The following is a 25,511-nucleotide window of genomic DNA, read 5'->3' on the forward strand; positions in this document are numbered from 1 at the left end:
AAGCTCAGGCTCAAACCTCTTGCGCTCCACCGGATATATCATATAACCTGCGGGCTATCTCTTCAGGAGCATGACCTTGAGCGACGCACCCGACCCGGCAGCCCCAACGCCTGACTCTTCCACTCCACCGAAGCGAGTCAACTCCTTCGGTCAGCGCGCAAACGGAGACCGTCGCAGCATCCGTGCCATCAACATGGGGCAGCCGAGCATCGGTCCGATGTACGCGGACAGCGGGTGGTCCGATCGGCGCTGGTACGACGGCCCGCGCGAAGATCCGTCGTGGCCCGAGGTGCACACGTACACCGATGCGATTTCGTACGATCCGGGCGACACGGTCACGTTCCACAGCAGCACCTATGCACCGGTCTGGATGCTCGAAGTGGTGCTCGATGGACTGGAACCGCAAACCGTCTTCAAGCAGGACGACTTGCCCGGCGTATTCCATGCCGCCCCTAAAGACGCCTACAAGGCCGGGTGCCAGTGGCCCGAAAGCCTGCGCTGGACCATTCCAGCGGACGCCCGCTCCGGCTTCTACAAGATCATCTCGACCTGTATCCGGCCCGACGGCGGACGCTACGTGCAGCATCATTTCTTTGTCGTGCGCCCGACCGAAAAAACGCAGACCGCCAAGTTGCTGATGATCTTGCCGACCTCGACATGGATGGCCTACAACGACTGGGGCGGCGCCAGCAGCTACATCGGCGTCGACGGCGCCGACCAGAATTCGTCGTCACCGGAATTGAGCCTGCTGCGGCCCTGGACGCGCGGCATGGTGTGGTTGCCGGAAGGCGCACCGCGCATCTGCGCCGAGCCGGTTCCCGACCCGCTGACTGCCCCGCGCTATCACCCGAAAGACTGGGCCTGGAGCTACGGCTACGGGTACTTCTTTGCAGCGTCCGGATGGGCGCAGTACGACCGCCACTTCGTGACCTGGGCCGAGCGCGAAGGCATCGCCTTCGACATGATCACGCAGACCGACCTGCACTACCGGCCCGAGATCCTGGACCGCTACAAGGCGGTGGTCATCGTCGGTCACGACGAATACTGGACGCATGACATGCGTACGCGCATCGACCGCTTCGTCGACGAAGGCGGCTCGCTCGCGCGCTTCGGCGGCAATTTCATGTGGCAGGTTCGGCTCGAAGACAACGGCACGCGCCAGGTTTGCTACAAGGCCCGCTACGCCGAAGACCCTGTGTACGGCACCGACAAGCAACACCTTTTGACCTGCGCATGGGAGAGCAAGGTGGTGAACTGGCCGGGCGCGACGACGGTTGGCGTCAACGGCCTGCAAGGCATCTACGCATCGTGGGGCGGCTTCGCACCGCGCGGCTCCAAGGGCTTTACCGTGTACCGGGAAGACCACTGGGTTTTCGAAGGCACGCAATTGGGTTACGGCGACATCTTCGGTGCGTCTGCCAACATCTTTTCGTACGAGGTCGATGGGCTCGACTACACCTTTCGCTACGGCCTGCCCTACCCGACCGGCGAAGACGGTGCGCCGGCGAGTGTCTCCATCCTGGCGATGTCACCGGCCCTGAAGGTCGAATCGATGTTCGCCGAAGAAGGCTACCGCTATTACCTCGGCGAAAGCGACATGCGGGGCGCGTCGATGTCGCTCTATGGCGATCAATCAGAAGAATCGTTGGCCAAGGCCCGATACGGTTCGGGCATGCTGGTGCACATGCCGCGGGGCAAAGGCGAGGTCGTCACCGCAGGCACTTGCGAATGGATCATGGGACTGAAGCGCAACGAGTTCTTCACGAGCAAGATCACCCGCAACGTGCTGAAGCGCTTCACCGACAAAACCTGAACTGCGTTGGCACGTCGCTTGCAGGTGATGGCGCTTGGCCGATATATCATATAAATTGACTCTCTCTCTTCACCTAAGGAGCAGGCATGTCCGTTCGCACGATCTTCAAGAAGTTGGTGACTGTCGCGGCCATTGCCGCACTCTTTGCAGCTGCGGCGAACATGCCGGTCCACGCACAGAAAAAGGGTGGCCAATTGCGCTATGCCTATGTGTCGGGGCCGGGCACGCTCGACCCTTATGTGTCGAGCAGCGCGGTCGAGCTGGAGGTGATTCACCACCTGTACGACTCGCTCATCACCGTCGGTGAAAACTACGAGACGCGACCGATGATCGCGTCGAGCTACACCATTGCAGACGACGCCAAGACCTTCACCTTCAAGATCCGCAAGGGCGTGAAGTTTCATGACGGCAGCGTCCTGACCTCTGCCGATGTGCTCGCCTCTTTCGAGCGCTATCGCAAGATCAGCCCCAACGCAGTGATCTTCAGCGACGTGGCCAGCGCGACAGCGCCCGACCCCGAAACGTTCATCGTCAAACTCAACAAGACCAACTCGGTCTTCGTCGACATCCTGAAGAGCCCGGTGTATCCGTTCGTCATCTTGCCGGCCTCGCAAAAAGACAAGCCGGCGCGGGGTGCCGACGTGATCGGCAGCGGCCCGTTCAAGTTGGGCGAGTGGACCAAGGACAGCCACCTGGTACTCGAACGCTTCGATGGCTACACCGCCAACGAAAGCTACAAGGGCATCGACGGCTATGCCGGCAGGCGCATCGCTTACGTGGACTCGGTGCGCTACCGATTCATCCCAGAAGCCAACGCCCGTGTCGCTGCCTTGCAGGCCGGCGACGTCGATGTCGCAGCCAGCATCCCGCCCGAACTCGCCAAGCGATTTGCCAGCGACCCGGACATCCAGACGCAGACGGTGTTCCCGTATTGCATGCAGGTCTTCATCGTCAACAGCTCGCAAGGGCCGACGGCCAATCCGAAGATCCGCCAGGCCATCAACGCAGTGGTCGATGTCGAAGAAATCTCGACCGCTACCGGCCAGATCGCCAAGATGAACCACTCGCTGGTGTACCCGTTCAGCCCGTACTACCAGGGCGACAAGATGAAGGTCTACTACGACCAGAAAAGCCCGGACAAAGCCAAGAAGCTGCTGGCCGAAGCCGGCTACAAGAACGAGCCGATCACGCTGCAAACGACGTCGAACTACCCCAACTTCCGCACCTCGATCCTCGTGTTGTCGGAGTTGATGAAGGCGGCCGGCATGAACGTCAATGTCGACGTGGTCGACTGGACCACCAACGCCAGCAACATGCAGCGCGGCACCGGGACATGGAACGTGTCGACCACCAGCTTCTGCTCGAACCCATTGCTCGGTCCGCAGCAGTGGCGCACGATGTTCTACACCTTCCCGCAGGTGAAGAACGACGCTGTCCTCGACGCCGCTTACGAAAAGTTCTACACCTCGCTGGACGCCGGCAAACGCAAGGAAGCATGGGACGTCATCGAGAAGCAGGTGCTCGAACAGGCCTACATGATCAAGATCGTCGACATGGGCACGATCAACGCCTTCAACAAGAAGAAGGTCGATAACTTCGCGAGCTTCTATCTGCCGCGCTTCTGGAACGTCAGCCTGAAGTAACGGTGGCGCGCAACGTCATCTTCCGGCTGCTGCAGGCGATTCCGGTCATCGTCCTGGTCGCGATACTCGCGTTCGTCTTGATGCACATGCTGCCGGGCGACCCAGCGGTGGTCATGGCCGGCCCGGACGCATCGCCCGAAGCCATCGACAAGCTGCGTCATCAGCTCGGACTCGATCGTCCGATCTGGGAGCAGCTCATCGCCTGGCTGGGCAATCTGGCACGCGGCGATTTCGGGCAGTCGCTGATGCTGAACCAGGGCGTGTTCAGCGCGGTGATCGCCCGGCTACCTGTGACGCTGTCGCTCGCGCTGCTGGCCTTTGCCATCACGGTGCCGGTCGGCATCGCGCTCGGCATCATCGCGGCCTACTACCGCAACACCTGGATCGATTCGGCCGTGATGGGCGTCGCGCTCATCGGCGTGTCGATCCCCAGCTTCTGGATCGCGATCATCTCGGTCATCGTCTTTTCGGTGGAGTTGCGCTGGCTGCCCTCTTCCGGCTATGCGCCGCTGTCGCAAGGCTTCGGCCCGTGGCTGCGATCGATGGTGCAACCGGCCGCCATCCTCGCGCTATTCCAGATCGGCTACCTCGCGCGCATGACGCGCTCCAGCATGCTCGACGTGCTCGACCAGGACTACATCCGCACCGCGCGCGCCAAGGGTCTGAACGAGTGGGTGACTATCGGCAAACATGCCTTTCGCAACTCCCTGATGTCGGTGGTCACGGTGAGCGGCATCATCCTGTCGCTGCTCATCGGCGGCTCGGTCGTCATCGAGCAGGTGTTCGCGCTGCCCGGTATCGGGCGGCTGGTGGTGCAAGGGATCATGGCGCGCGACTACCCACTGATCCAGGGAACGATGCTGTTGCTGGGCTTCGCCTTCGTGCTCGTCAATGTCTGTGTCGACCTGGCCTACACGCTGGTCGACCCGCGGGTGCGCTATGACTGAGGCGGCGGTGCTGTCGAAATCAAATGGCAACGCACAGCCGGCAAGCGCCGCGCAGTTGCTCGCGCCCCGGCGAAAGCTGCGGCTGGTTCGCAAGCTCTTCAAGCACCGCTCGTTCGTGATCGGCCTGGTCATCATCACGCTGTTGGTGCTGGCCGCGATCTTCGGTCCGATGCTCACCGGTCTCGACCCGACTGCGATGCGCATGCGCAACCGCTTCAAGCCGCCATCGAGCACGATGCTCTTCGGTGCCGACATGTTCGGCCGCGACATGCTGACCCGCGTGCTGCAAGGCGCGCGGCTGTCGCTGTTCATCGGGCTTTCGGTGGCGCTGGCATCGGGCACCATCGGCGCCTTCATCGGCATTGCTGCCGGCTACTTCCGCCGCCTCGATTCGCCCTTGATGCGCTTCATGGATGCGCTGCTCGCGTTCCCCGCCATCCTCCTGGCTATCGGCATCAGCGCAGCGCTTGGCCCGCAGACCACCAGCGTCATCGTCGCGCTGACCGTCGCGTACATACCGCGCACGGCACGCATCACGCGCGCCTCGACGCTGGTGATTCGCGAGATGGAATACGTCGAGGCAGCACGCCTTTCGGGCGCCGGCCATCTGCGCATGATCTTCCGGCACATCCTGCCCAACTGCATGGGGCCGCTGGTCGTTCAGCTGACCTTCGTTTTTGCTTACGCCATCCTGGCCGAAGCCGCGCTCAGCTTTCTCGGCATCGGCCCGCCGCCGCCGGCGCCGAGTTGGGGAAACATCATCGCGGAAGGCCGTGACTATTCGATAGAGGCCTGGTGGATCATGTTGTTTCCGGGCTTGGCTATCAGCCTGGCTGCGCTGGGCATGAACCTGCTGGGCGATGGTCTGCGCGACGTGCTCGACCCGCGGCTGAAAGTGGAGGCCTGAGGTGGTGCCGGAACCGATGGGGCAACCCGAATCACCCGTGCTCGCAGTCAACAACCTGACCGTGGAGTTCCGCGGTGACGATGGCTGGGTCTCCGCCATTCGCGACGTGAGCTTCAGCATCGGTCGGCGCGAATGCCTGGGCATCGTCGGCGAATCGGGCAGCGGCAAGAGCGTCAGTGCGCTGTCGATCTTGCGGCTGCACGCGCGTGCGACGAGCCGGATCTCTAGCGGCACCATCGTCTTCAACGATCGCGATCTCCTCAAGCTGCCCGAGCCGCAGATGCGGCGCATCCGCGGTGCCGAGATCGCGATGATCTTTCAGGACCCGATGTCGTCGCTGAACCCCGTATTGACCATCGCCGACCAGATCATCGAGCCGCTGCGTCTGCATCAGGGGCTGACCGCAGCCGCGGCGCGAAAGCGGGCGATCGAGCTGCTGGGGCTGGTGCGCATTCCGGATGCAGCCCGGCGCATCGACGACTACCCGCACCGTCTCTCTGGCGGGATGCGCCAGCGCGTCGTCATCGCCATCGCCATCGCTTGCCAACCCAAGGTTTTGATAGCAGACGAGCCAACCACCGCACTCGACGTCACGATCCAGTCTCAGATCCTTCAGCTGCTTAAAGAGCTGCAGTCGGAGCTCGACATGTCGGTGGTCCTCATCACGCATGACCTCGGGGTGATTGCGCAGTTCGCGGATCGCGTGGTGGTGATGTACGCCGGCCAGGTGATCGAGTCGGCCCCTGTTCTGGACCTTTTCGGCAAGCCGCTGCATCCCTACACCGACGGCCTGCTGGCTGCCATTCCACGGCTGGATGGCGAGCCCGGCCGGCTGAAGTCGATTGCCGGCAGCATCCCCGATCCTTCAGTGCACATTCCGGGCTGCCGCTTCAGCCCGCGCTGTCCTGAGGCGCTGCCCGTGTGCCACGAAATCCCGCCCGCCCTGCTCCCGGCATCCGCGCTGCGCTGGAGCCGTTGCCCACCGCGCCTGGCCGCTTTCGGCGCCATCGCAGACACGCCATGACACCAGACGCAACCTTGCCCGATACGATCGTCACGGTGCGCGACCTCGAGAAAACGTTCGCGCTCAAGCGGCAGGCGGGAACGCCGGCGCGCACGCTTCGCGCCGTGCGTCAAGTCAGCTTCGACATCGCGCGCGGCGAAACGCTGGGTTTGGTCGGCGAATCGGGCTCGGGCAAGTCGACCACCGGCCGCATGCTGGTCGGACTCATCCCGGCCACATCGGGCCGCATCCGTTTGTTCGATGAAGAGATCACCGGCGCCGATGCGCAGCAGGCTCTGGCGCACGTTCGCAAGCGCGTGCAGTTCGTCTTTCAAGACCCGCAGGGTTCGCTGAATCCGCGCATGCGCATCGGCGATGCGATCGCCGAGCCGATCGACGTGGCCGGCGGCCGCACACGTCACGATCGGCAGCTTCGCATTCAGGAACTGCTCGACACCGTCGGCCTGCCGCGCTCGTGTGGCGATCGGTTTCCGCACGAATTTTCCGGCGGGCAGCGGCAGCGCATCGGCATCGCTCGTGCGCTGGCGCTCAAGCCGGAGTTCATCGTCTGCGACGAGCCGGTGTCCGCCCTCGACGTCTCGCTGCAGGCGCAGGTGGTCAACCTGCTGATCGACTTGCAAGAGGCCTTCGGGCTGAGCTACCTCTTCATAGCGCACGACCTGGCTGTCGTGCGCAACATCTCGCACCGCGTCGCCGTGATGTACGCCGGCGCCATCGTCGAAGTCGCGCCGCGCGCCGCGCTCTACGCCACGCCCAAGCATCCGTACACGCAGACGCTGCTCGAAGCCATTCCGCGGCCCGATCCTCGCCATCGACTGGCAGCCAACGTACGAGGCGAATTGCCGAGTCTGTTGAGCCCGCCGACCGGTTGCACTTTTCATACGCGATGTCCGCATGCATTCGAGCGCTGCCGGAATGAGGTGCCGCAACTCAAGGCCTTGGCGCCGGGACACGAGGCCGCTTGCCACTTGTACGAACCGATGACTGCACCACCGGCAACGGCCTCGTTCATGACAGCCGCGCCCATTGCGGCTTCACTGGAAGACCGACTGCGCGACTGACCGCACGCCGGTCTGAAGACCGACATGCGACACCACCACAAGTCAGACCTCAGACCAGAATTTTTCGCCGCTGTGATATATCATATATACGCTGTGGTGCAGCAAGGAGCTACGACATGAATCAACGACATGACGGTGAGATCGATCTCGCTCTGCGCGCTCGCGCCAAACAGGTCATCCCCGGTGGCATGTACGGCCACCAGAACGCCGCTCCATTGCCGGAGGGGTACCCGCAGTTTTTCGCCCGCGCCACAGGCTGCCATGTGTGGGATGTCGATGGCCGCGAATACGTCGACCTGATGTGCAGCTGGGGGCCCGTGCTGCTCGGCCATCACCATGCGGGCGTCGACGCTGCTTACCAAAAGCAGGCCGCATTGGGGATCAGCATGAACGGCCCTGCCCCTGCGCTGGTCGAGCTGGCCGAAACGCTGGTCGATCGCATCGCCCACGCCGACTGGGCCTTGTTCCAGAAGAACGGCACCGATGCGACCACCACTTGCGTAACGATCGCACGCGCCGGCACCGGCCGCCGCAAGATCCTCGTGGCGCAGGGCTCGTACCACGGGGCGGTGCCCTGGTGCTCGCCCTCGCTGGTGGGCGTCACGACCGAAGACCGCGCCCATGTCATCCAGTACCAGTACAACGACATCGCCAGCCTGAACGCAGCGGTGCAAGAAGCGGGAACGGATCTCGCCGCGATCCTGGTCACTGCCTTCCGCCACGACATCGGCCGCGACCAGGAGATGCCGACGATCGAGTTCGCAAAGGCCCTGCGCGCCGTAGCGACCGCCGCCGATGCCGCGTTGATCCTCGACGACGTGCGTGCAGGTTTCCGGCTGCACGCGGCCGGCAGCTGGGAAGCGTTGGGCGTGCGCCCCGACCTCAGCGCGTTCAGCAAGGGCATCGCCAACGGCTACCCGCTCGCGGCCGTCACCGGGAACGAGCGGTTCCGCGAAGGCGCGGGACGCATCTACGTCACCGGCTCCTTCTGGTGCGAGGCACCGCCCATGGCCGCGGCCATCGCCACGCTGCAGGAGACGAAGGCATCGAACACCATCGCGCACCTCGTCGCGATGGGCCAGCGGCTGCGCGACGGCCTTGCCAAGCTGTCCGATCAAGCCGGCATCGGCATCCGCCAGACCGGTCCGGTGCAGATGCCGATGGTCCTGTTCGACGACGACGCCGACAATGCGAAGGGCCGCAGGTTCTGCGCTGCGACGTTGCGCGCCGGTGCGTATTTCCACCCGCGACACAACATGTTCTTGTCGGCCGCGCACCAACCGGAGGACATCGACAAGGCGTTGTCGGCTGCGGCGGCCGGCTTCGAAGCCCTCGCCGGCTAGACACCGAGCCTTTCCAACCGGGGACATGGCGACCCCGTGAAACCCTCGATGGAAATGAAAGTCGATCGACGTCAAAGTCGAGGCCCCTCACATCAACCATCGAGAGGCGCGACATTGTCGAATGCATGTTCACCGCGGTCCGACGCCGTCGCGTCGCCATCGGCCATCTGGCGGGTCGAAGACGGTGTCGCGCCCGTTTTCAACGACCCGCGCCATCTCTGAAGACCTGAAGAAATATCCAATGAACGCCGTGAATTTGCCGCTGACCGGCCTGAAGGTCGTTGAGTTCGAGGGCATCGGTCCGGGCCCCGTCGCAGGGCGCATCCTCGCGTCTTTCGGCGCCGACGTGACCGTCGTTGCCCGACCGATCGCGGGCGCAGTCCAGCGTATGGGCGGCGACGCGGAGAACCCCTTGCGCGCGAACAAGAAGGTCGTCGTGCTCGACCTCAAAAAGCCGGAGGCGGTTGCAGCAGCGCTGGACCTCGTGGCCACTGCCGACGCGTTGATCGAAGGCAACCGCCCCGGCGTGATGGAGCGCCTGGGCCTCGGACCCGATGCGTGCAAGGTGCGCAATCCGAAGCTGGTGTACGGCCGCATGACGGGCTGGGGCCAGACCGGCCCGCTGGCGCCGGTCGCGGGGCATGACCTCAACTATGTCGCGCTGAGTGGCTTGCTGTCGCTGGTGGCTCGGCCAGGTCAGCCGCCGATCGTGCCGCCCACCGTGGTCGGCGATTCGGCAGGTGCGCTCGGGCTCGCGTTTGGCATCGTGAGCGGCGTGTTCGCCGCACGCACCACCGGCCGCGGCTGCGTGGTCGATGCCGCGATCCTCGACATGGTTGCGATGCTAGGCACGCTGGTGCACTGGCTGCATGGCAACAATCAGATCGGCGGCACGCAACCCAGCGCCTTTCATGATTCGCCGCAGTACGACACTTATGAATGTTCCGACGGAAAATTCGTCACCATCGGCGCACTCGAACCGCAGTTCTATTCGCTGCTGCTCGACAAACTGGAGATGAAAGACGTCGACCCGACCGAGCAGTTGTCCCGCGACAAATGGCCTGCCCTCAAGGCACGCTTCGCTGCAAAGTTCAGGACCCGAACGCGCGATGCATGGAGTGAACTGCTGGAAGGCACCGATGTCTGTTTTGCGCCGGTGCTGAGCATCGAAGAGGCTGCCGCCCATCCTCATAATGTTTCGCGAAACCTGTTTCCGCGCACCGCCTCAGGCAGGGTCGATACACAGGCGGCACCACGCTTCAGCGCGCTGTAAAGCGTCGAAACAACCTTCAATCCGCGAGATCGTTTACACCAGCTTTGCACAGCCTCAGTGCACGACCCGCGCGCTCGTCGCGTTGGATCAACAGGCGTCTTTGCCTGTTGGAGATCTCGATGACTCGTTCAAGCTCGATGTGGTTCAAGGTGGTTGCCGTGGGCTCGCTCGCGGTGGCCGGTGTCATGGCTTCCTCCCTGGCCAATGCAGGGACGCAGTGGTCTGTGGGCATCAATTTGCCGGGCGTTGTCGTCGGCGAACCGGCCTATGGTCCGTCGCCGGTTTATGAGCCCAATTACTACGAACCAGCGCCCGTGTATGCACGGCCGGCGCCGGTCGCTGCCCCGATCTATTACGACGCGCAACCCGTTCGCGTTCGTCCCCCTGAAACCGTCTACTACGCGCCGCCGGCACCGTTCTACAACCGCCCGCCTCCGCCGCGTTTCTATGGCCCGTCGCAAGTGGACTTCGAGCCTGCCTATCGTGACGGCGGCCGATACTACCGTGAGCATCGCGAGCATCGCGACCATGACGGTTACTACCGCGGTGATCGCGGCGACCGTGGTTATCGTGGCGATTGGGACGGCTACCGTCGCTGACTATCGACGGCGCGGGCGCTGCAGTGCGCCTGATTCAGCCCGTATTGCCCGCCCGTTGTAAGTCGAAAGAATTCACCGATGACAATCAAGACACACATGTGATCCGACCGTGATTTAAATCATGGACCGGATTGCAGGCGCCCCCGATGATTGGCGCATGTACAGACGCATCGCACTCCTCCTCAGCCCCCTCGTGATGGCCGGTTTGGTCTACAGCTTCGGGTTCATGGCCATCGCAGTTTGCATGGGCCTGGTATTCGCAACCCTGTTGTTTTCGACGGGCGATAACAACCAGCCGGTCGCGTTCGATTCTTCAGTCGACCTCGGTTGCCCGACGACACTGATGGGCGGCTTCTAAGCATCGGCAGTGTTTTGCTCACGTTGTCGCGTCGTCCGAGTACCACCGGTCCTTGCTGAGCATGACCTTGTGATGCCCATGCCCCGACGGCATCATCGGAAAGCAGTTCTCCTGCGCCGCGACCTGCACGTCGAGAAAGAACGGCCCATCCCAGGCCAGGCACTCGGCCAGCGCATCCGATAGCTCAGCCGGATCGGACACACGGCGCGCACCCCAGCCAAAGGCTCTGGCCAGCGCCACGAAATCCGGCAATGCCTCGTTCCAGCTGTGGCTCAGGCGGTTGCCGTGGTTCAGCTCCTGCCACTGGCGCACCATTCCCATATAGCCGTTGTTCGACAGCACGACCTTGACCGGCGTGCCATGCTGCATGGCGGTCGACAGTTCCTGGATGTTCATCAGCACCGATGCATCGCCGCTCACGCACACCACCAGCGCGTCGGGGTGCGCTACCTGCGCGCCGATGGCAGCCGGTACGCCATATCCCATCGTCCCGGCACCGCCCGATGTCAGCCAGCGGCCAGGGCGCTCGAACTTGAGGTATTGCGCGGCCCACATCTGGTGCTGGCCGACGTCGGTCGAGACGATGGCATCGCGCCCTTCCAGCGCGGTCTGCAAAGTCGCCATCAGTTGCTGCGGAAGGATGACGCCGGGGCGTTCCGCAAAGTCGAAACAGCGCTCCGCGCGCCAGCGTTCGATGCGCGCCCACCAAGGCGCGAGGCGGTCCGGTGCCAGGCCTTCGAGGCTCGGCATCGACAGCAGTGCATCGAGCACTGCGCCGCAATCGCCGACGATTGGCACGTCGACCTTCACCACCTTGTTGATGCTGCCGGGGTCGATGTCGATGTGAATCTTGCGGGCGTGCGGGCAGAACTCGTCGAGCTTGCCGGTGACGCGGTCGTCGAAGCGCGCGCCGATGCACACCACCAGGTCGGCCTCGTGCATCGCCAGGTTGGCCTCCAACGCGCCGTGCATGCCGAGCATGCCGATGAAGTGCGAATCGGATGCGGGGAAGGCGCCGAGCCCCATCAGAGTGAGCGTGCAAGGCGCATCGATCAGGCGGACCAGTCGGGTGAATGCGGCACATGCTTTGGGGCCGGCGTTGATGAGCCCGCCGCCACCGTAGATGACAGGTCGACGAGCAGTCGACAACAGATCGGCTGCGCGCTCCAGCGTGCCGCGTGGCGGCAAGGCTGTCGCTTGAACGAGCGACGACCTGAACCGCTCCGTCGATGCGTGGCCGAGCGGCATCAGTTGCACATCTTTCGGCACGTCGATCAGCACCGGGCCGGGCCGACCCGACGATGCGATCTCCAATGCACGCCGCACGACTTCGGGGATCTCGTGCGGCGTGCGCGGCTGGTGGTTCCACTTGGTCACCGGCCGCGACATGCCCAGCGCATCGCTCTCCTGAAACGCATTGGTGCCAATGACGGTGCTCGCGACCTGTCCGCTGATGCACAGCACCGGGATCGAATCGCTGATCGCGTCGAGCAACCCGCTGATGGTGTTGGCGATACCCGGCCCCGACGTGACGAGCACGACGCCGACCTTGCCCGTCGTGCGTGCATAGCCTTCTGCTGCGTGGACGGCGGCTTGCTCGTGGCGAACCAGGATGTGGCGCAGGCGCGGTTCTCCATGCAGCGCGTCGTACAGCGGCAGCGCGGCGCCGCCGGGGTAACCGAAGATCGTGTCGACGCCGCATTCGATGAGCGTGTCGAGCAGCGCTTCGGCACCGTTTCGGGTGCGGTACGCCGATGCGAGCGGCGAAAGCGAAGGCGAAGCAAATTCGGCGACCGGTGTTTTCATGGCCCCATTGTTCGGCAACACGGGCAGAATTTGCATCTTTTCAACGCCTGATCGCCTCGTTTATATGAAGCCTGTTCGCACCAAAGACGATTTAACCGAAAATTCTTCCGACAAGATCGATTTCGCCATTCTGCGGGAGCTGCAACAGGACTCGCGCAAGACGCTGCAGGAGATCGGCGCCGAGGTCGGCCTGTCGCCCACCAGTTGCTGGACGCGCATCAAGAAGCTCGAGGCGCAAGGCGTCATCAAGCGCTACACCGTCGACATCGACGCTTCGAAGATCGGTTACCACGACTCGGTCATCGTGCAGCTCACGCTGGAGAGTCACACCGACGAAACACTGTATGAGTTCGGCAAGGTGCTGGCGACCATTCCGGAGATACAGGAGGCCTACCTCGTCTCCGGTGACTACGACTACTACATTCGCATCCGCGTGCGCGACACCCGCGACTACGAGCGGCTGCTGCGCGAAAAGCTCTACAAGATTCCCGGCATCCGACACAGCAAGTCGCACTTCGTGCTGCGGGTGCTGAAGGAGTCGAGCGTGCCACTGACCGGGCACGGGCGCGAGTAACTCGCCGATGCGCGATGCGATGCTCGATTTCGACGGTCTCAACGGCGTAGTCGTTACACCGGAACTGATCGCATTGGGGCAGCGTTGCGAAGGCCCAGGCGACTAGGGCTGCTGCAAGCGCCCGAGCAACTCCATGGTCGGATACCCGTCCGCCGGCAGCCCGATGCTCCGCTGGTAGCGCCGCAAGCCATCCCGCGTGGCTGGCCCCATCATCCCGTCGGGTGTGCCGCTGGCAAAGGCGCGCTGGTTCAACGCGGTCTGCATCGCGAGCAACTGGCTGCGCGAGAGCGACTGCAGATCGCGCGGCCATGTCGCCTGCACGCCCGCACCGCCTGCGAGGCGCTGCGACAGCAGGCCGACTGCGAGCGCGTAGCTGGTCGAGTTGTTGTAGCGAAGGATGGCGCGGAAGTTGGGCCCCACCAGGAACGCCGGACCGCGCGCACCGGCAGGCAGCAAGACCGTGCTGTCGTCGATGGCCGGCAAGGGCTGGCCGTCCATCGACCGCACACCTTCCGCGGCCCATTGCGTACTCGACTGGCGGACCGACGTGTCGGCGCGCCCGTAGTCGAAGCCTGTCGGCAGCTGTACTTCGACGCCCCATGGGTTGCCGGCTTGCCAGCCCGAACGCGACAGGAAGTTGGCGGTCGACGACATCACGTCCGCCATGCTGCCCCAGATGTCGCGGCGGCCATCACCGTCGGCATCCACCGCATAGGCCAGGAAGTTGGAGGGCAAGAACTGCGTTTGACCCATGGCGCCGGCCCACGAGCCGATCATGTGATCGCGGTCGATGTCGCCGTTGTCGAGGATCTTCAGCGCCGCCATCAATTCACGGCGCGCCCAGTCTTCGCGGCGACCTTCGAAGCCGAGCGTCGCCAGCGCATCGATGGTCGGGGTGCTGCCGTAGTTGCTGCCGAAATTACTTTCCATGCCCCAGATCGCGACCACGATTGCGGGCGGCACGCCATAGCGAGCGGCCGCTGCATCGGCTTCGCGACGAAGCTGCGTCAGCTTGTCCAGCCCTGTCGCAATGCGTTGTGCCGTCACGGTGTTGTCGAGGTAGTCCCACACCGCGCGCGTGAATTCGGGCTGTGCGCCATCGAGCTCGACGACGCGCGGCAAGTAGTGCACGTTGTCGAAGGCAAGGCGCAGCGTGGCGTCGCTGATGCCGGCGGAACGGGCGCTGGCGCGGAAGTCAGCAATCCAACGTGCGAAGCCTTGTTCGAGCGTGGTGTCGTCCGGCGAAGGCTTTGGTGTCGGCGTCAGTGCAATCGTTGCCGGTGCTGGAGAAGACGACGGCGGCGGAGGAGCAGAGGCGCAGCCTGCGAAGACACCGATGACCGATGCCATCGCGGCGAAGCGCACGGCGCGCACTGTCTGAAAACTGAATGAATGCATCCCTCGATTCTGTCCCCTCAGCGGGCCTCATCCCCGTCCGCGCCAGCGCCCAGATAGGCCCGCCGGATTTCGGGTCGACCCGCCAACTCCGTCGGCGTTCCGCTGGCCACGATGCGTCCTTCTTCCAGTACGGCGCCGCGATCGGCCACGGCCAATGCCATGCCGACGTTCTGCTCGACCAGCAGCACGGCCATGCCCTCGGCGTGGATGGTTCGGATGGCCTCGAACATGTCGTGCACCACACTCGGCGCCAACCCGAGCGAAGGCTCGTCGAGCAGCAGCAACCGGGGCCGCGCCATCAGCGCGCGGCCGATCGCCACCATCTGCTGCTGTCCGCCCGACAGCGAACCCGCGGGCTGCGCAAGCCGCGACACCAGCATCGGAAACAACGCGCAGACGCGCTCCATCGTCTGCGCCCGATACGGCTTCGCATGCGCTGCATAGCTGCCGAGTTCGAGGTTCTCGCGCACGGTCATCTGCCCGAACAGCCGACGGCTCTCCGGCACCAGCGCGATGCCTTCCGAGCAGAAGCGATGCGAGGGCATGCGCGACAGATCCTTTCCATCCAGAAAGTACGAACCGGCGGACAACCGGTTGAGCCCGGCGATGGTGTTGATGAGCGTGCTCTTGCCGGCGCTGTTGGGGCCGACCACACAAAGCAGCTCACCGGCCGCGACCGAGAGCGACACATCCCACAGCGCGGTCGCCGCACCGTAGGCGACCCGGATCGAATTCATCTCAAGCAGCATGAAGCACCCCCCGTGGCGCGTCGGGTTTGTCATCGCGCGTTACGCCGCCGGCGTCGATGCCTTTGCCCAGGTACGCCACCACGACATCGGGTTGCGCCATGACATCGGCGAACGCGCCACTCGCCAGCACCGCGCCGCGATCGAACACGACGATGCGGTCGCAAAGCGCAGCCACCGCACGCATCACATGCTCGACGAAGACGATCGTCGTGCCCTCGGCGCGAATGCGTTCGATGAGTGCCACGGCACCGTCGATCTCGGATGGCGTGAGGCCAGACAACACCTCGTCGAGCATCAGTAACTGAGGCCGTGCCGCCAACGCCCGTGCGAACTCCAGGAACTTGCGCTGGTGCAGGTTGAGCTCGTCGGGCAACGCACCGGCGCGCTCCCACAAGCCGGTGAACGCAAGCCATTGCCAGGCTTGCGCTTCGGCGGCATGTCGGCCCAATCCTTCGGCACCGAACATGGAGGTGAGCGCGACGTTTTCGAGCACGGTCAGGTTCGAGAACGGTCGCGGTATCTGGTACGTGCGTGCGATGCCGCTGCGTGCCACGCGATGCGCTGCGATGCCGGTGACCTCACGCTCGTCGAACTTCACCTGCCCCGCAGTGGCGAGGTAATGCCCGCTCACCACGTTGATGAAGGTCGATTTACCGGAACCGTTCGGCCCCAGCAAGCCGAGGATCTCTCCGCGCCGGACGTCGACATCGACGCCGCGCAGTGCCTGCACGCCGTTGAACGATTTCGCGAGGCCGCGCGTGCTGAGCAACAAGTCGCTTGCCGTATCCGTCGACGCTATGTTCACAGCGAAGCTCGACCGCGGCTTTGCGGTGGCGATGACCGCCGGCCGCACCGGCGCCTTGCGCTTCGTCCAGCGACCCAGCACGCCGTGCGGCATGAACAGGATTACCAGGATCAGCACCAGCCCCAGCACCACCTTGCCGGCAATCGCGTTGTCGGCCGAGGTAAAGCCGAAGAGCAACGCGGTGATCGCCACCGCGCCGACCGCAGGGCCGGCCCAATGCCGCGAGCCACCGAGCACCGCCATCAACACGACCGTGAGCGGCAGCGTGATGCCGAAGGTGTCGGCGGTGGTCACGTAGGAAACGAACAGCGCATGGATGCCGCCGACCAGCCCAGCAAGCCCGCTCGACAGCGCCAACGCCAGCAGCTTGTAGCGATAGGTCGGCACGCCCATGACCTCGGCCACGTCTTCGTCGTCGCGGATCGCGAAGAGGCCGGTGCCGAAACGCGAGTAGAAAACCACGATGCCCGCAAGCACCGCCAAGGCCGCCGCGAGCAACGACAGCAGGTAGAAACTGCCCGACGCTGTGGGCGCAAGCACGGGCACCGCCACTCCGTTGAGATAGACGCCCGGCCCGCCGTCGATGGGCGTGTTGACGATGACGGTCGCGACGACGAAGGTGGCGGCCAGCGTCAGCAACGCGAAGACTTCACCCCGCACCGACTTGACGCGGAACGCCACCGCGCCGAGCACGCTGCCGCACAGCGCCGCCACCAGCGCCGCGGCAGGAAGTGTCCAGAGAAACGGAATATCGAAGCGTGTCGCCAGCACCGCTGTCGTGTACATGCCAATGCCGAAGAAGGCACCGTGGCCGAAAGAGAAATACCCCGAGTAGCCCGACAACAGGTTCCACGACGTCGCCAGTGCGATCCAGTGGAAGACCATGTACAGCACCGATTCCCACGAGCGCGGCAGCCCGACGAAAGGCAGTGCGGCAAGACATGCGACCACGGCCAGCAGAACCAACAACGAGCGCTTCATCTCACGCCCTCCCCGGCCGCGTCAGCAACATGACGAGCAGCAGCGAGAACGACACCAGCGGCGCCCATGCCGGCGCGGCGATGGCCATGGTCAGCGCTTCGACCACGCCGATGGCGCAGCCTGCGATCAACGGCCCCCACGGTCGGCCGAGGCCACCGAGCATCACTACCGCGAACACCACGCCGACCCACGTGAAGATCTGCGACGGCGCCAGCGTGTACGTCAGCGCGATGCAGACGCCGGCGATCGAGGCCAGCGCAGCGTTCAGTCCCGCGAGTCCGAGTGCGAGCGCTTTTTCGTTGATGCCGAAGGCGACGGCGATGGGCGCATCTTCAGCCGCCGCGCGAATCGCCTTGCCGATGTCGCTGCGCCGGAACACCAGCCACACCGCCGCCGCCATGGCGACGCTGATGCCGAGCGTGATCATCTCCGGCAATGGAAAGTAGATGCCGCCGACGCGCAATTTCATGTCGCCATAGGGCGTTTCGAGCCGACGGTAGTCGGCAGTCCAGATCCACTGCAGCAGCGCTTCGAGAATGATGGTGAGCCCGAAGGTCACGAGCAGCGAGTTGAACGGGCTCACTTTGAAGCGCGCCATCACCCATTGGATGGCGGCGCCTAAGACGAAAAACACCGGCGGCATGATAAGCAGCGCAAACAGCGAATCGACACCGTGCTCGTTCAGCGCGTAAGTCAGGTAAGCACTCGCAAAAGCGAGGCCGAAATGTGCCAGGTTGATTTGCCGCAACAAACCCCAAGACAGGCTCAGCCCCAGGCCGAGCAGTCCGTAGATCGCGCCCGTGAACAAGCCGCTGACAATGGCTTGCGTCAGCAGCGTGAAACTCGGCATCGCCATGTCAGGCGTTGCGCAGCTTGATACCCGCCGCCGCCCAGTCGGCCGGCCACACGGTGACCCAGCGGCCGTCCTGCACCTGCTTCAGCTTCGACAGATCGGCGCCGAAGTTGCCGCGCTCGTTGAAACGCAACTTGCCTTCGATGGTGTCGATCTGGTTGCCCTTGATCCAGGTCGCGATGGCCTTGTCGTCGAGCGACTTGGTCGCGACCACGCCGGCTTCGATGATCTGCCACGCCGCATAGGACGACGCGGCCTGCGTCTCGGCACCGGTGTCGGGCAGATTGGCTTTGGTCGCGCGCTCGCGAAAGTTCCTGGCAAACGCCGCGGCCACCGGATTGTTGGTGAACGGCGCCTGGTCTTCGAAGATGGTGACGGTGAGCGCGCCGTTGCCTTCGGCGGCTTTCATCATCGGACCGGGGGCTGGGTAGAGATAGAAATGGCTTGGCGGGTGGTAGTCGATCTTCTTCATCGCGTCGAGCATCTGGTTGCCTTCGAGCCCGAGCGCGCCGTTCCAGACGAAGTCGGGGTTGGCCTCCTTGACGCGGCCTGCAATCGGCCCGAAATCGCGATTGCCGAAGTCCCATTCGAGGAAAAGTACCTCTTGCAAGCCGCGCTTCTTGGCGACCTCGCGCGCGCCGTACGACACGAACTGCACCGACGGAAACTTGCTCGTCAAAATCGCGATGGTCTTCGGAGGCTTGGGCGATGCAGCGAGCGCGTCGAGCACCAGGTTAGGTACCGTCGTCTGCGGGTCAGGCCCCATCGCCCACGCAGGAAATTGCTGCTCGTACTTGGCCAGGCTCGGCACACCGAAGGTGTGGTGCACCAGCGTCTTGTTATAGCGCTGCGCCACGCCCATCGCAGAGAGGATCGAACCCGTGGCGTAAGGCCCGATCAACAAGTCGACCTTGTCGGCGGTGACCAGTTGCTCGTACAGCGTGCGCGCCAGATCCGGCTTGGACTGGTCGTCTTTCAGCACCCATTCCACAGGCCGGCCGAGCAATCCGCCACGGCGATTCAGCTCCTCGATGTACATCTCGCCAACGAGCTTGTGGATCATGGCGGTGGCCGACAGCGGACCGGTGAGTGCCAGCGTGCCACCGATCTTGATCGGCGCACCGGTGGGTGCTTGCGCATGCGCCGGGCCAGTGATGCCAGCAAGGCCAGGAACACCCAGAGCCGCGAGGGCCGAGAGGAATGTGCGGCGGTCGAATTGCATTGTCTTGTCTCCTGTCTTTGTATTTGGGTCCGCGCTCGTCGGCGCTAGTCTCACTGCCAATTGGAGTGGCGTGTCTATGTCTGCTCGTCGACCACCGCATTCGACAGCAGCCCGACGCCTTCGATTTCGACCTCGCACACATCACCCGCCCGCATCCACAGCGGCGGCTTGCGCGCCAGTCCCACACCGGAAGGCGTGCCGGAAATGATGACGTCGCCCGGCTCCAGCGCGAAGGGTTCGGAGCACACCGAAACCAACGTGGCCACGTCGAAAATCATTTCGCGCGTGTTGGCGTCCTGCACCACCTTGCCGTTGAGCCGGGTCTGGAGCTTCAGGCCACGTGCGCCTTCGGGCAATTCGTCGGCGGTGACGAAGTCCGGGCCCATCGATCCCGAACGATCGAAGTTCTTGCCCATCATCCATTGCGCCGACTTGAACTGGTAGTCACGCAGTGAGCCGTCGTTGAAGATCGAATAGCCGGCCACATGCTTCAGTGCATCTGCCTTGTCGATGTAGCGGCCGCCCTTGCCGATGACCACGAGGAGTTCGCCTTCGTAGTCGAACTGTTCCGACACGTGCGGCCGAACAATCGGTGTGCCGTGACCTACCCAAGAGCTGGGAAAGCGATGGAACAAAACCGGATAGGTCGGAGGATCGAACTTGCTTTCGGCCGCATGGTCGACGTAATTCAGGCCGACCGCGATGGCTTTCGCCGGTGCACGAAACGGCGCGAGCAAGCGGAGGCTGGCGGCAGGCAGCTTGCGGGTTGCACGGCCCAGTGCGGCACGCGCGGCCGCCATACCGGCGTCGCCCAGCGCAAGCAGTTCTTCAAGCGTGGCGGGCAAGCCATCGGCGGTGAGATCGACGACATCATTGCCAACGCGAACACCCACATGGGCAGTGGCGGCTGGTGTGCCGGCATCGGAAAGGAACGAAACGAAACGCATGGAATTTTCTTTCAGCTATTCAGGAGGGTGTGATCTCGTCCGCAGTCACTTCGGGTGCGTGCTGCGGTGTTGTTTCATAGTTCTTCACGAAGTCTTCTGGCACGCGGGGACCCCAGACATAGAACGAGTCTTCGAGCGGATGGTCGGCGCTCGGCCAGTCGAATCCGTAGGGCACGAAGTCGATGTCGAACGAGTATTCGCAGTAGCTGCCCCACGGGTCGCGCACGTAATAGAAGTAGTTGGAGCCGAGCACGTGGCGGCCCACGCCCCAGCCGCGCTCGTGACCGGCGATGAGCATTTGCTCCATGCCCATGCCGACCTGATCGACACTGGCAACGTCCCAGCTGAGGTGGTGCAAGCCGGGTCCGTCGCTCTTGGCGAGCGCGAGCAAATGGTGGTCGCTGCCATGGACGCCGTGCATGAAGACGATCACGTCGCTCGACCGATCGGTCACGCGCAGGCCCAGCGCCTGCTCGTAGAAAGCCACTGCACCTGCGACGTCGCCGGAGAAAAACAGCGCGTGCGACAGGCGCCGCGGCCGCACCTGGGGAACGCGGGCGCGGTTGGGCGCTGCGCCGCGACCCTCCGGCACGACCGGATCGCGCGATGCAACGCTCTTCTGGGTCGGCGAGCTTTTCGGCGCGGGCCTGATCTGCACCGGAAAGCCTTCGGGATGCTGCAACCACAAACTCTGTGCCGCGTCTTGCAAGTCACCCGAAAGTCCTGCAATGCGCGAGAGTGGATGCGGCTCGCAAGTCTTGAGTCGATGCATTTCGGCGTTTTGCGCGATGGTCTCGAAGTCCTGCTCGAAACATCCGAAGCTCAGGTACTGCAGCTTCTTCGGCTGACCGCGCACCTCGTGCAACACAGCCCAGCAATGCGGGTTGCCGTCGGTGAAGAGTGCCAGTTCTCCGTCCGCCATTTCCGTGCGAAGGCCGAAGGCGGCATAGAAGCGCTCGGCAGCCGCGAGGTCGGGCACGGTGAACACGATGCGATCGAGTGAGTGGACTGCGGCCATGGTGGTCTCGTTGGAGTTCTCGGTTGTCTCAGTACATTTGTTGGCTTATCATATATTTTCAGTCACTCAATACACAAGCGATACACGCGCCCGCATTGCAGGGGTTTTCCCGCAATGAGGCGCGCCCAGTAGCCTCCTCTTCGACGCTCATGAGACTCGCCGCCAGCACCGCCCCAAACGGCAAGCAACCGTTGATGAACAACCGTTTGGTGTACGAGCGCATGCACGCCGACATCCTTTCGGGTCGGCTGCTGCCGGGTGCCAAGCTGAACATCGCCGGGTTGGCGCTTGAACTCGCGGTGAGTGCCGGCGCGGTGCGCGAAGCACTGGCCATGCTCGAAGCCGATGCGCTGGTGGTGTCGGAGCCGCAACGTGGCTACCGCGTGACGGCGGTGTCGGAAGAAGACCTCACACAGCTGGTGCGGGCACGTGTAGAGATAGAGAAGCTGTGCATTGCCGATGCAATAAAGCACGGCGACCTGAACTGGGAAAGCACGCTCGTCGCAGCCTTTCATCAATTGACGCGTCTGCATGAGCGCGACCAGAACGACCGCCAGCATCTGTCGGCCGAATGGACATTGGCGCACGCCAACTTCCATTACGCGATGATCGCCGGCTGCCCCAACGTCTGGCTGCGCCGCATGCACACACTGCTCTATCAACAGAGCGAACGTTATCGGCAGCTGTCGGCGCCGCTGGCAGTGGTCGCGCGCGATGTGCAGGGCGAACACAAGACGCTGTTCGACGCGGTGCTGCGTCGCGATGTGTCCGGTGCGCAAAAGCTGATTGCAAGACACCTCGAGAAGACGGCAACGCTGTTGCTGACGTCGCCTTTGTTGGGAGTGGCCGCGGCTTCTACGGCCGACAAGTAGCTACGAAGATGTGGCTGCGGAGATGCTGCGCGCGGCGCGCCTCCTGCATCAGGGCCGCGTGCCCACCTCGACCTCTTCTCGCGTCCACGCCCTGCACTGCTCGCTCAGGCTGAGCCCGAGTCCTGGTCGCGTCGGCACCAGCATGCGGCCGTTGGCGATTTCGAGCCGCTCGTTGAAGAGCGGTTCGAGCCAGTCGAAGTGCTCGACCCAGGGTTCGGTTGCGTACACCGCGCCGAGGTGCACATGCAGTTCCATCGCGAAGTGCGGGCCGAGCATCAGGCCCGCCTGCTCTGCCTGTGCCGCGATCTTCAGGAACGGCGTGATGCCGCCGACGCGCGGTGCGTCGGGCATCAGGTAGTCGGCCGCGCGATGGCGGATCAGCTCGCCGTGCTCGGCCGCGCTGGTCAGCATTTCGCCGGTGGCGATGGGCGTGTCGAAGGTGGCGGCGAGCGCGGCGTGGCCTTCGTTGTCGTACGCATCGAGTGGCTCTTCGATCCATATCAGGTTGAACTGCTCGAAGATCCGGCACATGCGCTGCGCCGTCGGCCGGTCCCATTGCTGGTTGGCGTCGACCATCAGCGCCACGTCGTCGCCCAAGTGTTTGCGCACGGCTTCGACGCGGCGGATGTCGAGCTTTCCATCGGGTTGCCCGACCTTCAGCTTGATGCCGCCGATGCCGCGCTCGATCGATGCCGATGCATTGACGACCAGCTGATCGACGGGCGTGTGCAGGAAGCCGCCCGAGGTGTTGTAGCAGCGCACCGAGTCACGCTGCGAGCCCAGCAACTTCGAAAGTGACAGGCCGGCGCGGCGCGCCTTCAGGTCGTACAGCGCGACATCGAAGGCACCGATGGACTGCACCGCCATGCCGCTGCGCCCCACCGATGCGCCGGCCCAGCTCAGCTTGGTCCACAGCTTCGAGATGTCGCTCGGGTCTTCTCCCAGCAGCGCGGGTGCAATCTCTTTGGCGTGCGCGAATTGGCCTGGCCCACCGGCGCGCTTCGAGTAGCTGAAGCCGAGGCCCTTGTGCCCGTCCTTCGTCTCGATCTCGGCGAAGAGCATCGCGATTTCGGTCATCGGCTTCTGCCGGCCGGTCAGCACCTTGGCATCGCTGATCGGGTTGGCGAGCGGCAGGTAGCAAGAAGAGACGCGGATCCAGGCGATGCTGTCGCCGGCAACCTGGCTCGACAGTGCGGGTGATGTAGCTCGGTTCATCAAAGCCTGCTCACTCGATCGTGATTTTTCCGGCCTCGATGACCTTCTTCCACCGCGCGTATTCCTTCTTTTGAAACTCTGCGAACTGTGCCGGCGTGTTGGCGACCATCTCGAAGCCGATGGAGGTGAACTGCTCCTTGACCTTCGGGTCGTTGAGCGCCTCGACGAACGCGGCGTGGGCCTTGTCGCGCACAGCGACGGGCAAGCCCTTCGGCGCCACGATGGCCTGCCATGAAGCAACCTCGACGCCCTTCACGCCTGCCTCTTCGAGCGTCGGCACGTCGGGGAAGATCGGCGAGCGCTTGGGGCTGGTGATGGCCAGCGCGCGCATCTTGCCGCCCTTGATGTACTGCGCCACCGAGTTGACGTTCTGGAACGAGGCATCGACCTGGCCGCCCATCAGGTCGGTGTGTGCGGGTGCGCCGCCCTTGTACGGCACGTGGATGCCGGTGGTGCCGGTCTGCTGCCAGAACAGTTCGGCCGTCAGGTGGTCGCTGGAACCGTTGCCGGCCGAGGCGAAAGTCATCTTGCCGGGGTTGGCCTTCTCGTAGGCAATGACGTCTGCCACGCTCTTGTGCGGCGAGCTCGCCGGGACCACCAGGATGTTTGGCGAAGCGACCGCCACCGTGATCAGGTCGAAGTCTTTCAACGGGTCGTACTGCAGGCCCTTCATGAGGTGCGGCACGATCACCAGCGGACCCAGCGACGTGACCAGAAAGGTGTAGCCATCCGGTGCTGCGCGCTTGACGAAGGTGGCGCCGATGGTGCCCGTGGCGCCTGCCTTGTTGTCGACCAGGAACGACTGCTTGAACTTGTCGCCCATCCGCGGTGCGACAGCGCGAGCGACCTGGTCGGTCGAGCCGCCCGGCGGGAACGGAACGACGAGCGTCACGGACTTCTCGGGCCAGTTCTGGGCGTGGGCGGCAAAGGCCATCAGGCCGATGGAGGTGGCGATCAGCAGTTTCTTCATGGAAGTTTCCTTGGTCATGTCGTCTACGGTGTGGTGCTTAAAAAAATCGGGTGAAAATGACAACGGTGTCATTTCGGAGTTCGCTTGCGTGCACGATCAAAATTCGAACGCCTTCCACCTAAAGCCGGCCAGGCTGCGTGAAGTCGCCGAGGCGGCCGGCGTTTCGCTCATCACTGCGTCGCGAGCCCTCAGCAATCCGTCGCTCGTGTCGGAAGCGACGATCGCCCGTGTGCAGCAGGCGGTCGCGCTCACCGGCTACATCCCCAACCTGCTGGCAGGCGGGCTCAAATCGAAGCGGAGTCTGATGGTGGCCGGTCTGGTGCCGGCGATTTCCGTGGCGCAGTTTTTGCCCACAGTGGAGGCGTTGACCAGCGCGCTGGACGCCGCCGGTTACCAGCTCATCCTTGGCCAGAGCGGCTACGACCATGCCCGCGAAGAAGCGTTGCTCAACACGATGATGAGCCGCCGACCCGATGGCATCGTGGTGACGGGGCTGGTCCACTCGCCAGCCGCTCGGGAACGTCTCAGCCGGTCCGGCATCCCGTTGGTCGAGACATGGGACCTGAACGATCGGCCGGCCGACATGCTGGTCGGGTTCTCGCACCAGAAAGTAGGCGGAGCCGTCGCTGAATACCTGCGGTCGAAAGGATGGAAGAAGCTCGGCATTGCAACCGGCGACGACCACCGCGCGATGCTTCGGCGCGAAGGCTTCGTCACGACCTTGGGCCACGATGTTCCAACGGCCATCGTCCCGGCACCGAGCAGCATCGCATTGGGACGGCGCGCGCTCACCGAGCTTCTGACACAAGAGCCCCGATTGCAGGCTGTCTGCTGCAGTTCGGACACGCTGGCGCAAGGCGTGCAAATCGAAGCGCAGTCGCGTGGCCTGCGCATTCCGCACGACCTCGCGATCTGCGGCTTTGGTGGCGCCGAGTTCGCAGCGCACATGCAACCGTCGCTGACCACGGTGCAGATCGACGGCGCCGAGATCGGCCGACTGGCAGCCGGACTCATCCTTCAGCGATGCCGCGGCGAGAAGGTCGAGCATCCGATCATCGATGTCGGCTTTCAGATCGTCGAACGGCACTCGACCGTTGCGCCACCCATCGCGCATAGGTAGTCGACCCCCAGCG

The 25,511-nt window shown here is 63.9% G+C and carries 23 protein-coding genes; 13 read left to right on the forward strand and 10 right to left on the reverse strand.

Annotation, left to right across the window (positions count from 1 at the left end):
* Positions 1 to 76 precede the first annotated feature (76 nt).
* The 10 genes from RCH10_RS16055 to RCH10_RS16100 all read left to right on the forward strand — a co-directional run bounded on the left by RCH10_RS16055 (position 77) and on the right by RCH10_RS16100 (position 10,968).
* A complete protein-coding gene (locus RCH10_RS16055; RefSeq protein WP_409053151.1) occupies positions 77 to 1,813 on the forward strand; it encodes a N,N-dimethylformamidase beta subunit family domain-containing protein in 1,737 nt (578 codons plus the stop codon).
* An 86-nt stretch (positions 1,814 to 1,899) separates the two neighbouring features.
* A complete protein-coding gene (locus RCH10_RS16060; RefSeq protein WP_323502350.1) occupies positions 1,900 to 3,456 on the forward strand; it encodes an ABC transporter substrate-binding protein in 1,557 nt (518 codons plus the stop codon).
* Positions 3,457 to 3,458: 2 nt separating this feature from the next.
* Entirely contained in the window at positions 3,459 to 4,403 is a 945-nt protein-coding gene (locus RCH10_RS16065; protein WP_409053152.1) for an ABC transporter permease, read from the forward strand.
* The gene (locus RCH10_RS16070; protein WP_409053153.1) at positions 4,396 to 5,310 is read left to right on the forward strand and encodes an ABC transporter permease; all 915 of its coding nucleotides are present in this window, start codon (positions 4,396 to 4,398) and stop codon (positions 5,308 to 5,310) included. Before RCH10_RS16065 ends, RCH10_RS16070 begins: the two co-directional genes overlap by 8 nt.
* A gap of 16 nt (positions 5,311 to 5,326) precedes the next feature.
* Complete coding sequence (locus RCH10_RS16075) at positions 5,327 to 6,334, forward strand: ABC transporter ATP-binding protein (protein WP_409053154.1); 1,008 nt, start codon at positions 5,327 to 5,329, stop codon at positions 6,332 to 6,334.
* Positions 6,331 to 7,395: an ABC transporter ATP-binding protein gene (locus tag RCH10_RS16080; RefSeq protein WP_409053155.1), complete on the forward strand. Its 1,065-nt coding sequence runs from the start codon at positions 6,331 to 6,333 to the stop codon at positions 7,393 to 7,395. Before RCH10_RS16075 ends, RCH10_RS16080 begins: the two co-directional genes overlap by 4 nt.
* A gap of 116 nt (positions 7,396 to 7,511) precedes the next feature.
* Complete coding sequence (locus tag RCH10_RS16085; protein ID WP_409053156.1) at positions 7,512 to 8,738, forward strand: aminotransferase class III-fold pyridoxal phosphate-dependent enzyme; 1,227 nt, start codon at positions 7,512 to 7,514, stop codon at positions 8,736 to 8,738.
* A 241-nt stretch (positions 8,739 to 8,979) separates the two neighbouring features.
* Positions 8,980 to 10,011, forward strand: coding sequence for a CaiB/BaiF CoA transferase family protein (locus tag RCH10_RS16090; RefSeq protein ID WP_409053157.1), 1,032 nt, complete (start codon positions 8,980 to 8,982; stop codon positions 10,009 to 10,011).
* Between the two features lie 119 nt (positions 10,012 to 10,130).
* Positions 10,131 to 10,610 carry a hypothetical protein gene (locus tag RCH10_RS16095; protein ID WP_409053158.1) on the forward strand — a complete coding sequence of 160 codons (480 nt, stop codon included), beginning with the start codon at positions 10,131 to 10,133 and terminating at the stop codon, positions 10,608 to 10,610.
* Positions 10,611 to 10,767: 157 nt separating this feature from the next.
* Entirely contained in the window at positions 10,768 to 10,968 is a 201-nt protein-coding gene (locus RCH10_RS16100; protein WP_187051752.1) for a hypothetical protein, read from the forward strand.
* Positions 10,969 to 10,986: 18 nt separating this feature from the next.
* On the opposite strand, the gene ilvB is transcribed toward RCH10_RS16100, so the two are convergent.
* Positions 10,987 to 12,774: a biosynthetic-type acetolactate synthase large subunit gene (ilvB, locus tag RCH10_RS16105; RefSeq protein ID WP_409053159.1), complete on the reverse strand. Its 1,788-nt coding sequence runs from the start codon at positions 12,772 to 12,774 to the stop codon at positions 10,987 to 10,989.
* A gap of 64 nt (positions 12,775 to 12,838) precedes the next feature.
* Between ilvB and RCH10_RS16110 the strand changes: the two genes are divergently transcribed.
* Positions 12,839 to 13,348 carry an Lrp/AsnC family transcriptional regulator gene (locus tag RCH10_RS16110; protein ID WP_409053160.1) on the forward strand — a complete coding sequence of 170 codons (510 nt, stop codon included), beginning with the start codon at positions 12,839 to 12,841 and terminating at the stop codon, positions 13,346 to 13,348.
* A 102-nt stretch (positions 13,349 to 13,450) separates the two neighbouring features.
* Here RCH10_RS16110 and RCH10_RS16115 read toward each other — a convergent pair whose 3' ends face one another.
* The 7 genes from RCH10_RS16115 to RCH10_RS16145 form a co-directional block, all read right to left on the reverse strand.
* Positions 13,451 to 14,746: a lytic murein transglycosylase gene (locus RCH10_RS16115; RefSeq protein ID WP_409053161.1), complete on the reverse strand. Its 1,296-nt coding sequence runs from the start codon at positions 14,744 to 14,746 to the stop codon at positions 13,451 to 13,453.
* 17 nt (positions 14,747 to 14,763) lie between these two features.
* Positions 14,764 to 15,495 carry an ABC transporter ATP-binding protein gene (locus RCH10_RS16120; protein WP_409053162.1) on the reverse strand — a complete coding sequence of 244 codons (732 nt, stop codon included), beginning with the start codon at positions 15,493 to 15,495 and terminating at the stop codon, positions 14,764 to 14,766.
* On the reverse strand, positions 15,485 to 17,281 hold the full coding sequence (locus tag RCH10_RS16125; RefSeq protein ID WP_409053163.1) for a branched-chain amino acid ABC transporter ATP-binding protein/permease: 1,797 nt from the start codon (positions 17,279 to 17,281) through the stop codon (positions 15,485 to 15,487). The genes RCH10_RS16120 and RCH10_RS16125 overlap by 11 nt, the downstream gene beginning before the upstream one ends.
* A 1-nt stretch (position 17,282) precedes the next feature.
* Positions 17,283 to 18,131 carry a branched-chain amino acid ABC transporter permease gene (locus RCH10_RS16130; protein WP_409053164.1) on the reverse strand — a complete coding sequence of 283 codons (849 nt, stop codon included), beginning with the start codon at positions 18,129 to 18,131 and terminating at the stop codon, positions 17,283 to 17,285.
* A 7-nt stretch (positions 18,132 to 18,138) separates the two neighbouring features.
* A complete protein-coding gene (locus RCH10_RS16135; RefSeq protein WP_409053165.1) occupies positions 18,139 to 19,356 on the reverse strand; it encodes an amino acid ABC transporter substrate-binding protein in 1,218 nt (405 codons plus the stop codon).
* Positions 19,357 to 19,430: 74 nt separating this feature from the next.
* Complete coding sequence (locus tag RCH10_RS16140) at positions 19,431 to 20,303, reverse strand: fumarylacetoacetate hydrolase family protein (RefSeq protein WP_409053166.1); 873 nt, start codon at positions 20,301 to 20,303, stop codon at positions 19,431 to 19,433.
* A 19-nt stretch (positions 20,304 to 20,322) separates the two neighbouring features.
* On the reverse strand, positions 20,323 to 21,321 hold the full coding sequence (locus tag RCH10_RS16145) for a VOC family protein (protein WP_409053167.1): 999 nt from the start codon (positions 21,319 to 21,321) through the stop codon (positions 20,323 to 20,325).
* A gap of 194 nt (positions 21,322 to 21,515) precedes the next feature.
* On the opposite strand from RCH10_RS16145, the gene RCH10_RS16150 reads away from it, so the two are divergent.
* Entirely contained in the window at positions 21,516 to 22,193 is a 678-nt protein-coding gene (locus tag RCH10_RS16150) for a GntR family transcriptional regulator (protein WP_409053168.1), read from the forward strand.
* A gap of 48 nt (positions 22,194 to 22,241) precedes the next feature.
* On the opposite strand, the gene RCH10_RS16155 is transcribed toward RCH10_RS16150, so the two are convergent.
* Together RCH10_RS16155 and RCH10_RS16160 are read right to left on the reverse strand one after the other, a co-directional pair.
* Positions 22,242 to 23,408 (reverse strand): L-talarate/galactarate dehydratase, encoded by a 1,167-nt coding sequence (locus RCH10_RS16155; protein ID WP_409053169.1) that lies wholly within the window; start codon positions 23,406 to 23,408, stop codon positions 22,242 to 22,244.
* Positions 23,409 to 23,418: 10 nt separating this feature from the next.
* On the reverse strand, positions 23,419 to 24,378 hold the full coding sequence (locus RCH10_RS16160) for a tripartite tricarboxylate transporter substrate binding protein (protein ID WP_323500585.1): 960 nt from the start codon (positions 24,376 to 24,378) through the stop codon (positions 23,419 to 23,421).
* 88 nt (positions 24,379 to 24,466) lie between these two features.
* On the opposite strand from RCH10_RS16160, the gene RCH10_RS16165 reads away from it, so the two are divergent.
* Positions 24,467 to 25,498: a LacI family DNA-binding transcriptional regulator gene (locus tag RCH10_RS16165; RefSeq protein ID WP_323500586.1), complete on the forward strand. Its 1,032-nt coding sequence runs from the start codon at positions 24,467 to 24,469 to the stop codon at positions 25,496 to 25,498.
* Positions 25,499 to 25,511: the final 13 nt, after the last annotated feature.

Source organism: Variovorax sp. GrIS 2.14 (assembly GCF_046115955.1).
Taxonomy (GTDB): Bacteria; Pseudomonadota; Gammaproteobacteria; order Burkholderiales; family Burkholderiaceae_C; genus Variovorax.

What these genes read in the sequence shown, in the direction of transcription:
- RCH10_RS16060 (WP_323502350.1), top strand. Translation starts at nt 1,900, where the DNA reads ATGTCCGTTCGCACGATCTTCAAGAAGTTGGTGACTGTCGCGGCCATT.
- RCH10_RS16070 (WP_409053153.1), top strand. Translation starts at nt 4,396, where the DNA reads ATGACTGAGGCGGCGGTGCTGTCGAAATCAAATGGCAACGCACAGCCG.
- RCH10_RS16075 (WP_409053154.1), top strand. Translation starts at nt 5,327, where the DNA reads ATGGGGCAACCCGAATCACCCGTGCTCGCAGTCAACAACCTGACCGTG.
- RCH10_RS16080 (WP_409053155.1), top strand. Translation starts at nt 6,331, where the DNA reads ATGACACCAGACGCAACCTTGCCCGATACGATCGTCACGGTGCGCGAC.
- RCH10_RS16085 (WP_409053156.1), top strand. Translation starts at nt 7,512, where the DNA reads ATGAATCAACGACATGACGGTGAGATCGATCTCGCTCTGCGCGCTCGC.
- RCH10_RS16090 (WP_409053157.1), top strand. Translation starts at nt 8,980, where the DNA reads ATGAACGCCGTGAATTTGCCGCTGACCGGCCTGAAGGTCGTTGAGTTC.
- RCH10_RS16095 (WP_409053158.1), top strand. Translation starts at nt 10,131, where the DNA reads ATGACTCGTTCAAGCTCGATGTGGTTCAAGGTGGTTGCCGTGGGCTCG.
- RCH10_RS16100 (WP_187051752.1), top strand. Translation starts at nt 10,768, where the DNA reads ATGTACAGACGCATCGCACTCCTCCTCAGCCCCCTCGTGATGGCCGGT.
- ilvB (WP_409053159.1), bottom strand. Translation starts at nt 12,774, where the DNA reads ATGAAAACACCGGTCGCCGAATTTGCTTCGCCTTCGCTTTCGCCGCTC.
- RCH10_RS16110 (WP_409053160.1), top strand. Translation starts at nt 12,839, where the DNA reads ATGAAGCCTGTTCGCACCAAAGACGATTTAACCGAAAATTCTTCCGAC.
- RCH10_RS16115 (WP_409053161.1), bottom strand. Translation starts at nt 14,746, where the DNA reads ATGCATTCATTCAGTTTTCAGACAGTGCGCGCCGTGCGCTTCGCCGCG.
- RCH10_RS16120 (WP_409053162.1), bottom strand. Translation starts at nt 15,495, where the DNA reads ATGCTGCTTGAGATGAATTCGATCCGGGTCGCCTACGGTGCGGCGACC.
- RCH10_RS16125 (WP_409053163.1), bottom strand. Translation starts at nt 17,281, where the DNA reads ATGAAGCGCTCGTTGTTGGTTCTGCTGGCCGTGGTCGCATGTCTTGCC.
- RCH10_RS16130 (WP_409053164.1), bottom strand. Translation starts at nt 18,131, where the DNA reads ATGCCGAGTTTCACGCTGCTGACGCAAGCCATTGTCAGCGGCTTGTTC.
- RCH10_RS16135 (WP_409053165.1), bottom strand. Translation starts at nt 19,356, where the DNA reads ATGCAATTCGACCGCCGCACATTCCTCTCGGCCCTCGCGGCTCTGGGT.
- RCH10_RS16140 (WP_409053166.1), bottom strand. Translation starts at nt 20,303, where the DNA reads ATGCGTTTCGTTTCGTTCCTTTCCGATGCCGGCACACCAGCCGCCACT.
- RCH10_RS16145 (WP_409053167.1), bottom strand. Translation starts at nt 21,321, where the DNA reads ATGGCCGCAGTCCACTCACTCGATCGCATCGTGTTCACCGTGCCCGAC.
- RCH10_RS16150 (WP_409053168.1), top strand. Translation starts at nt 21,516, where the DNA reads ATGAACAACCGTTTGGTGTACGAGCGCATGCACGCCGACATCCTTTCG.
- RCH10_RS16155 (WP_409053169.1), bottom strand. Translation starts at nt 23,408, where the DNA reads ATGAACCGAGCTACATCACCCGCACTGTCGAGCCAGGTTGCCGGCGAC.
- RCH10_RS16160 (WP_323500585.1), bottom strand. Translation starts at nt 24,378, where the DNA reads ATGAAGAAACTGCTGATCGCCACCTCCATCGGCCTGATGGCCTTTGCC.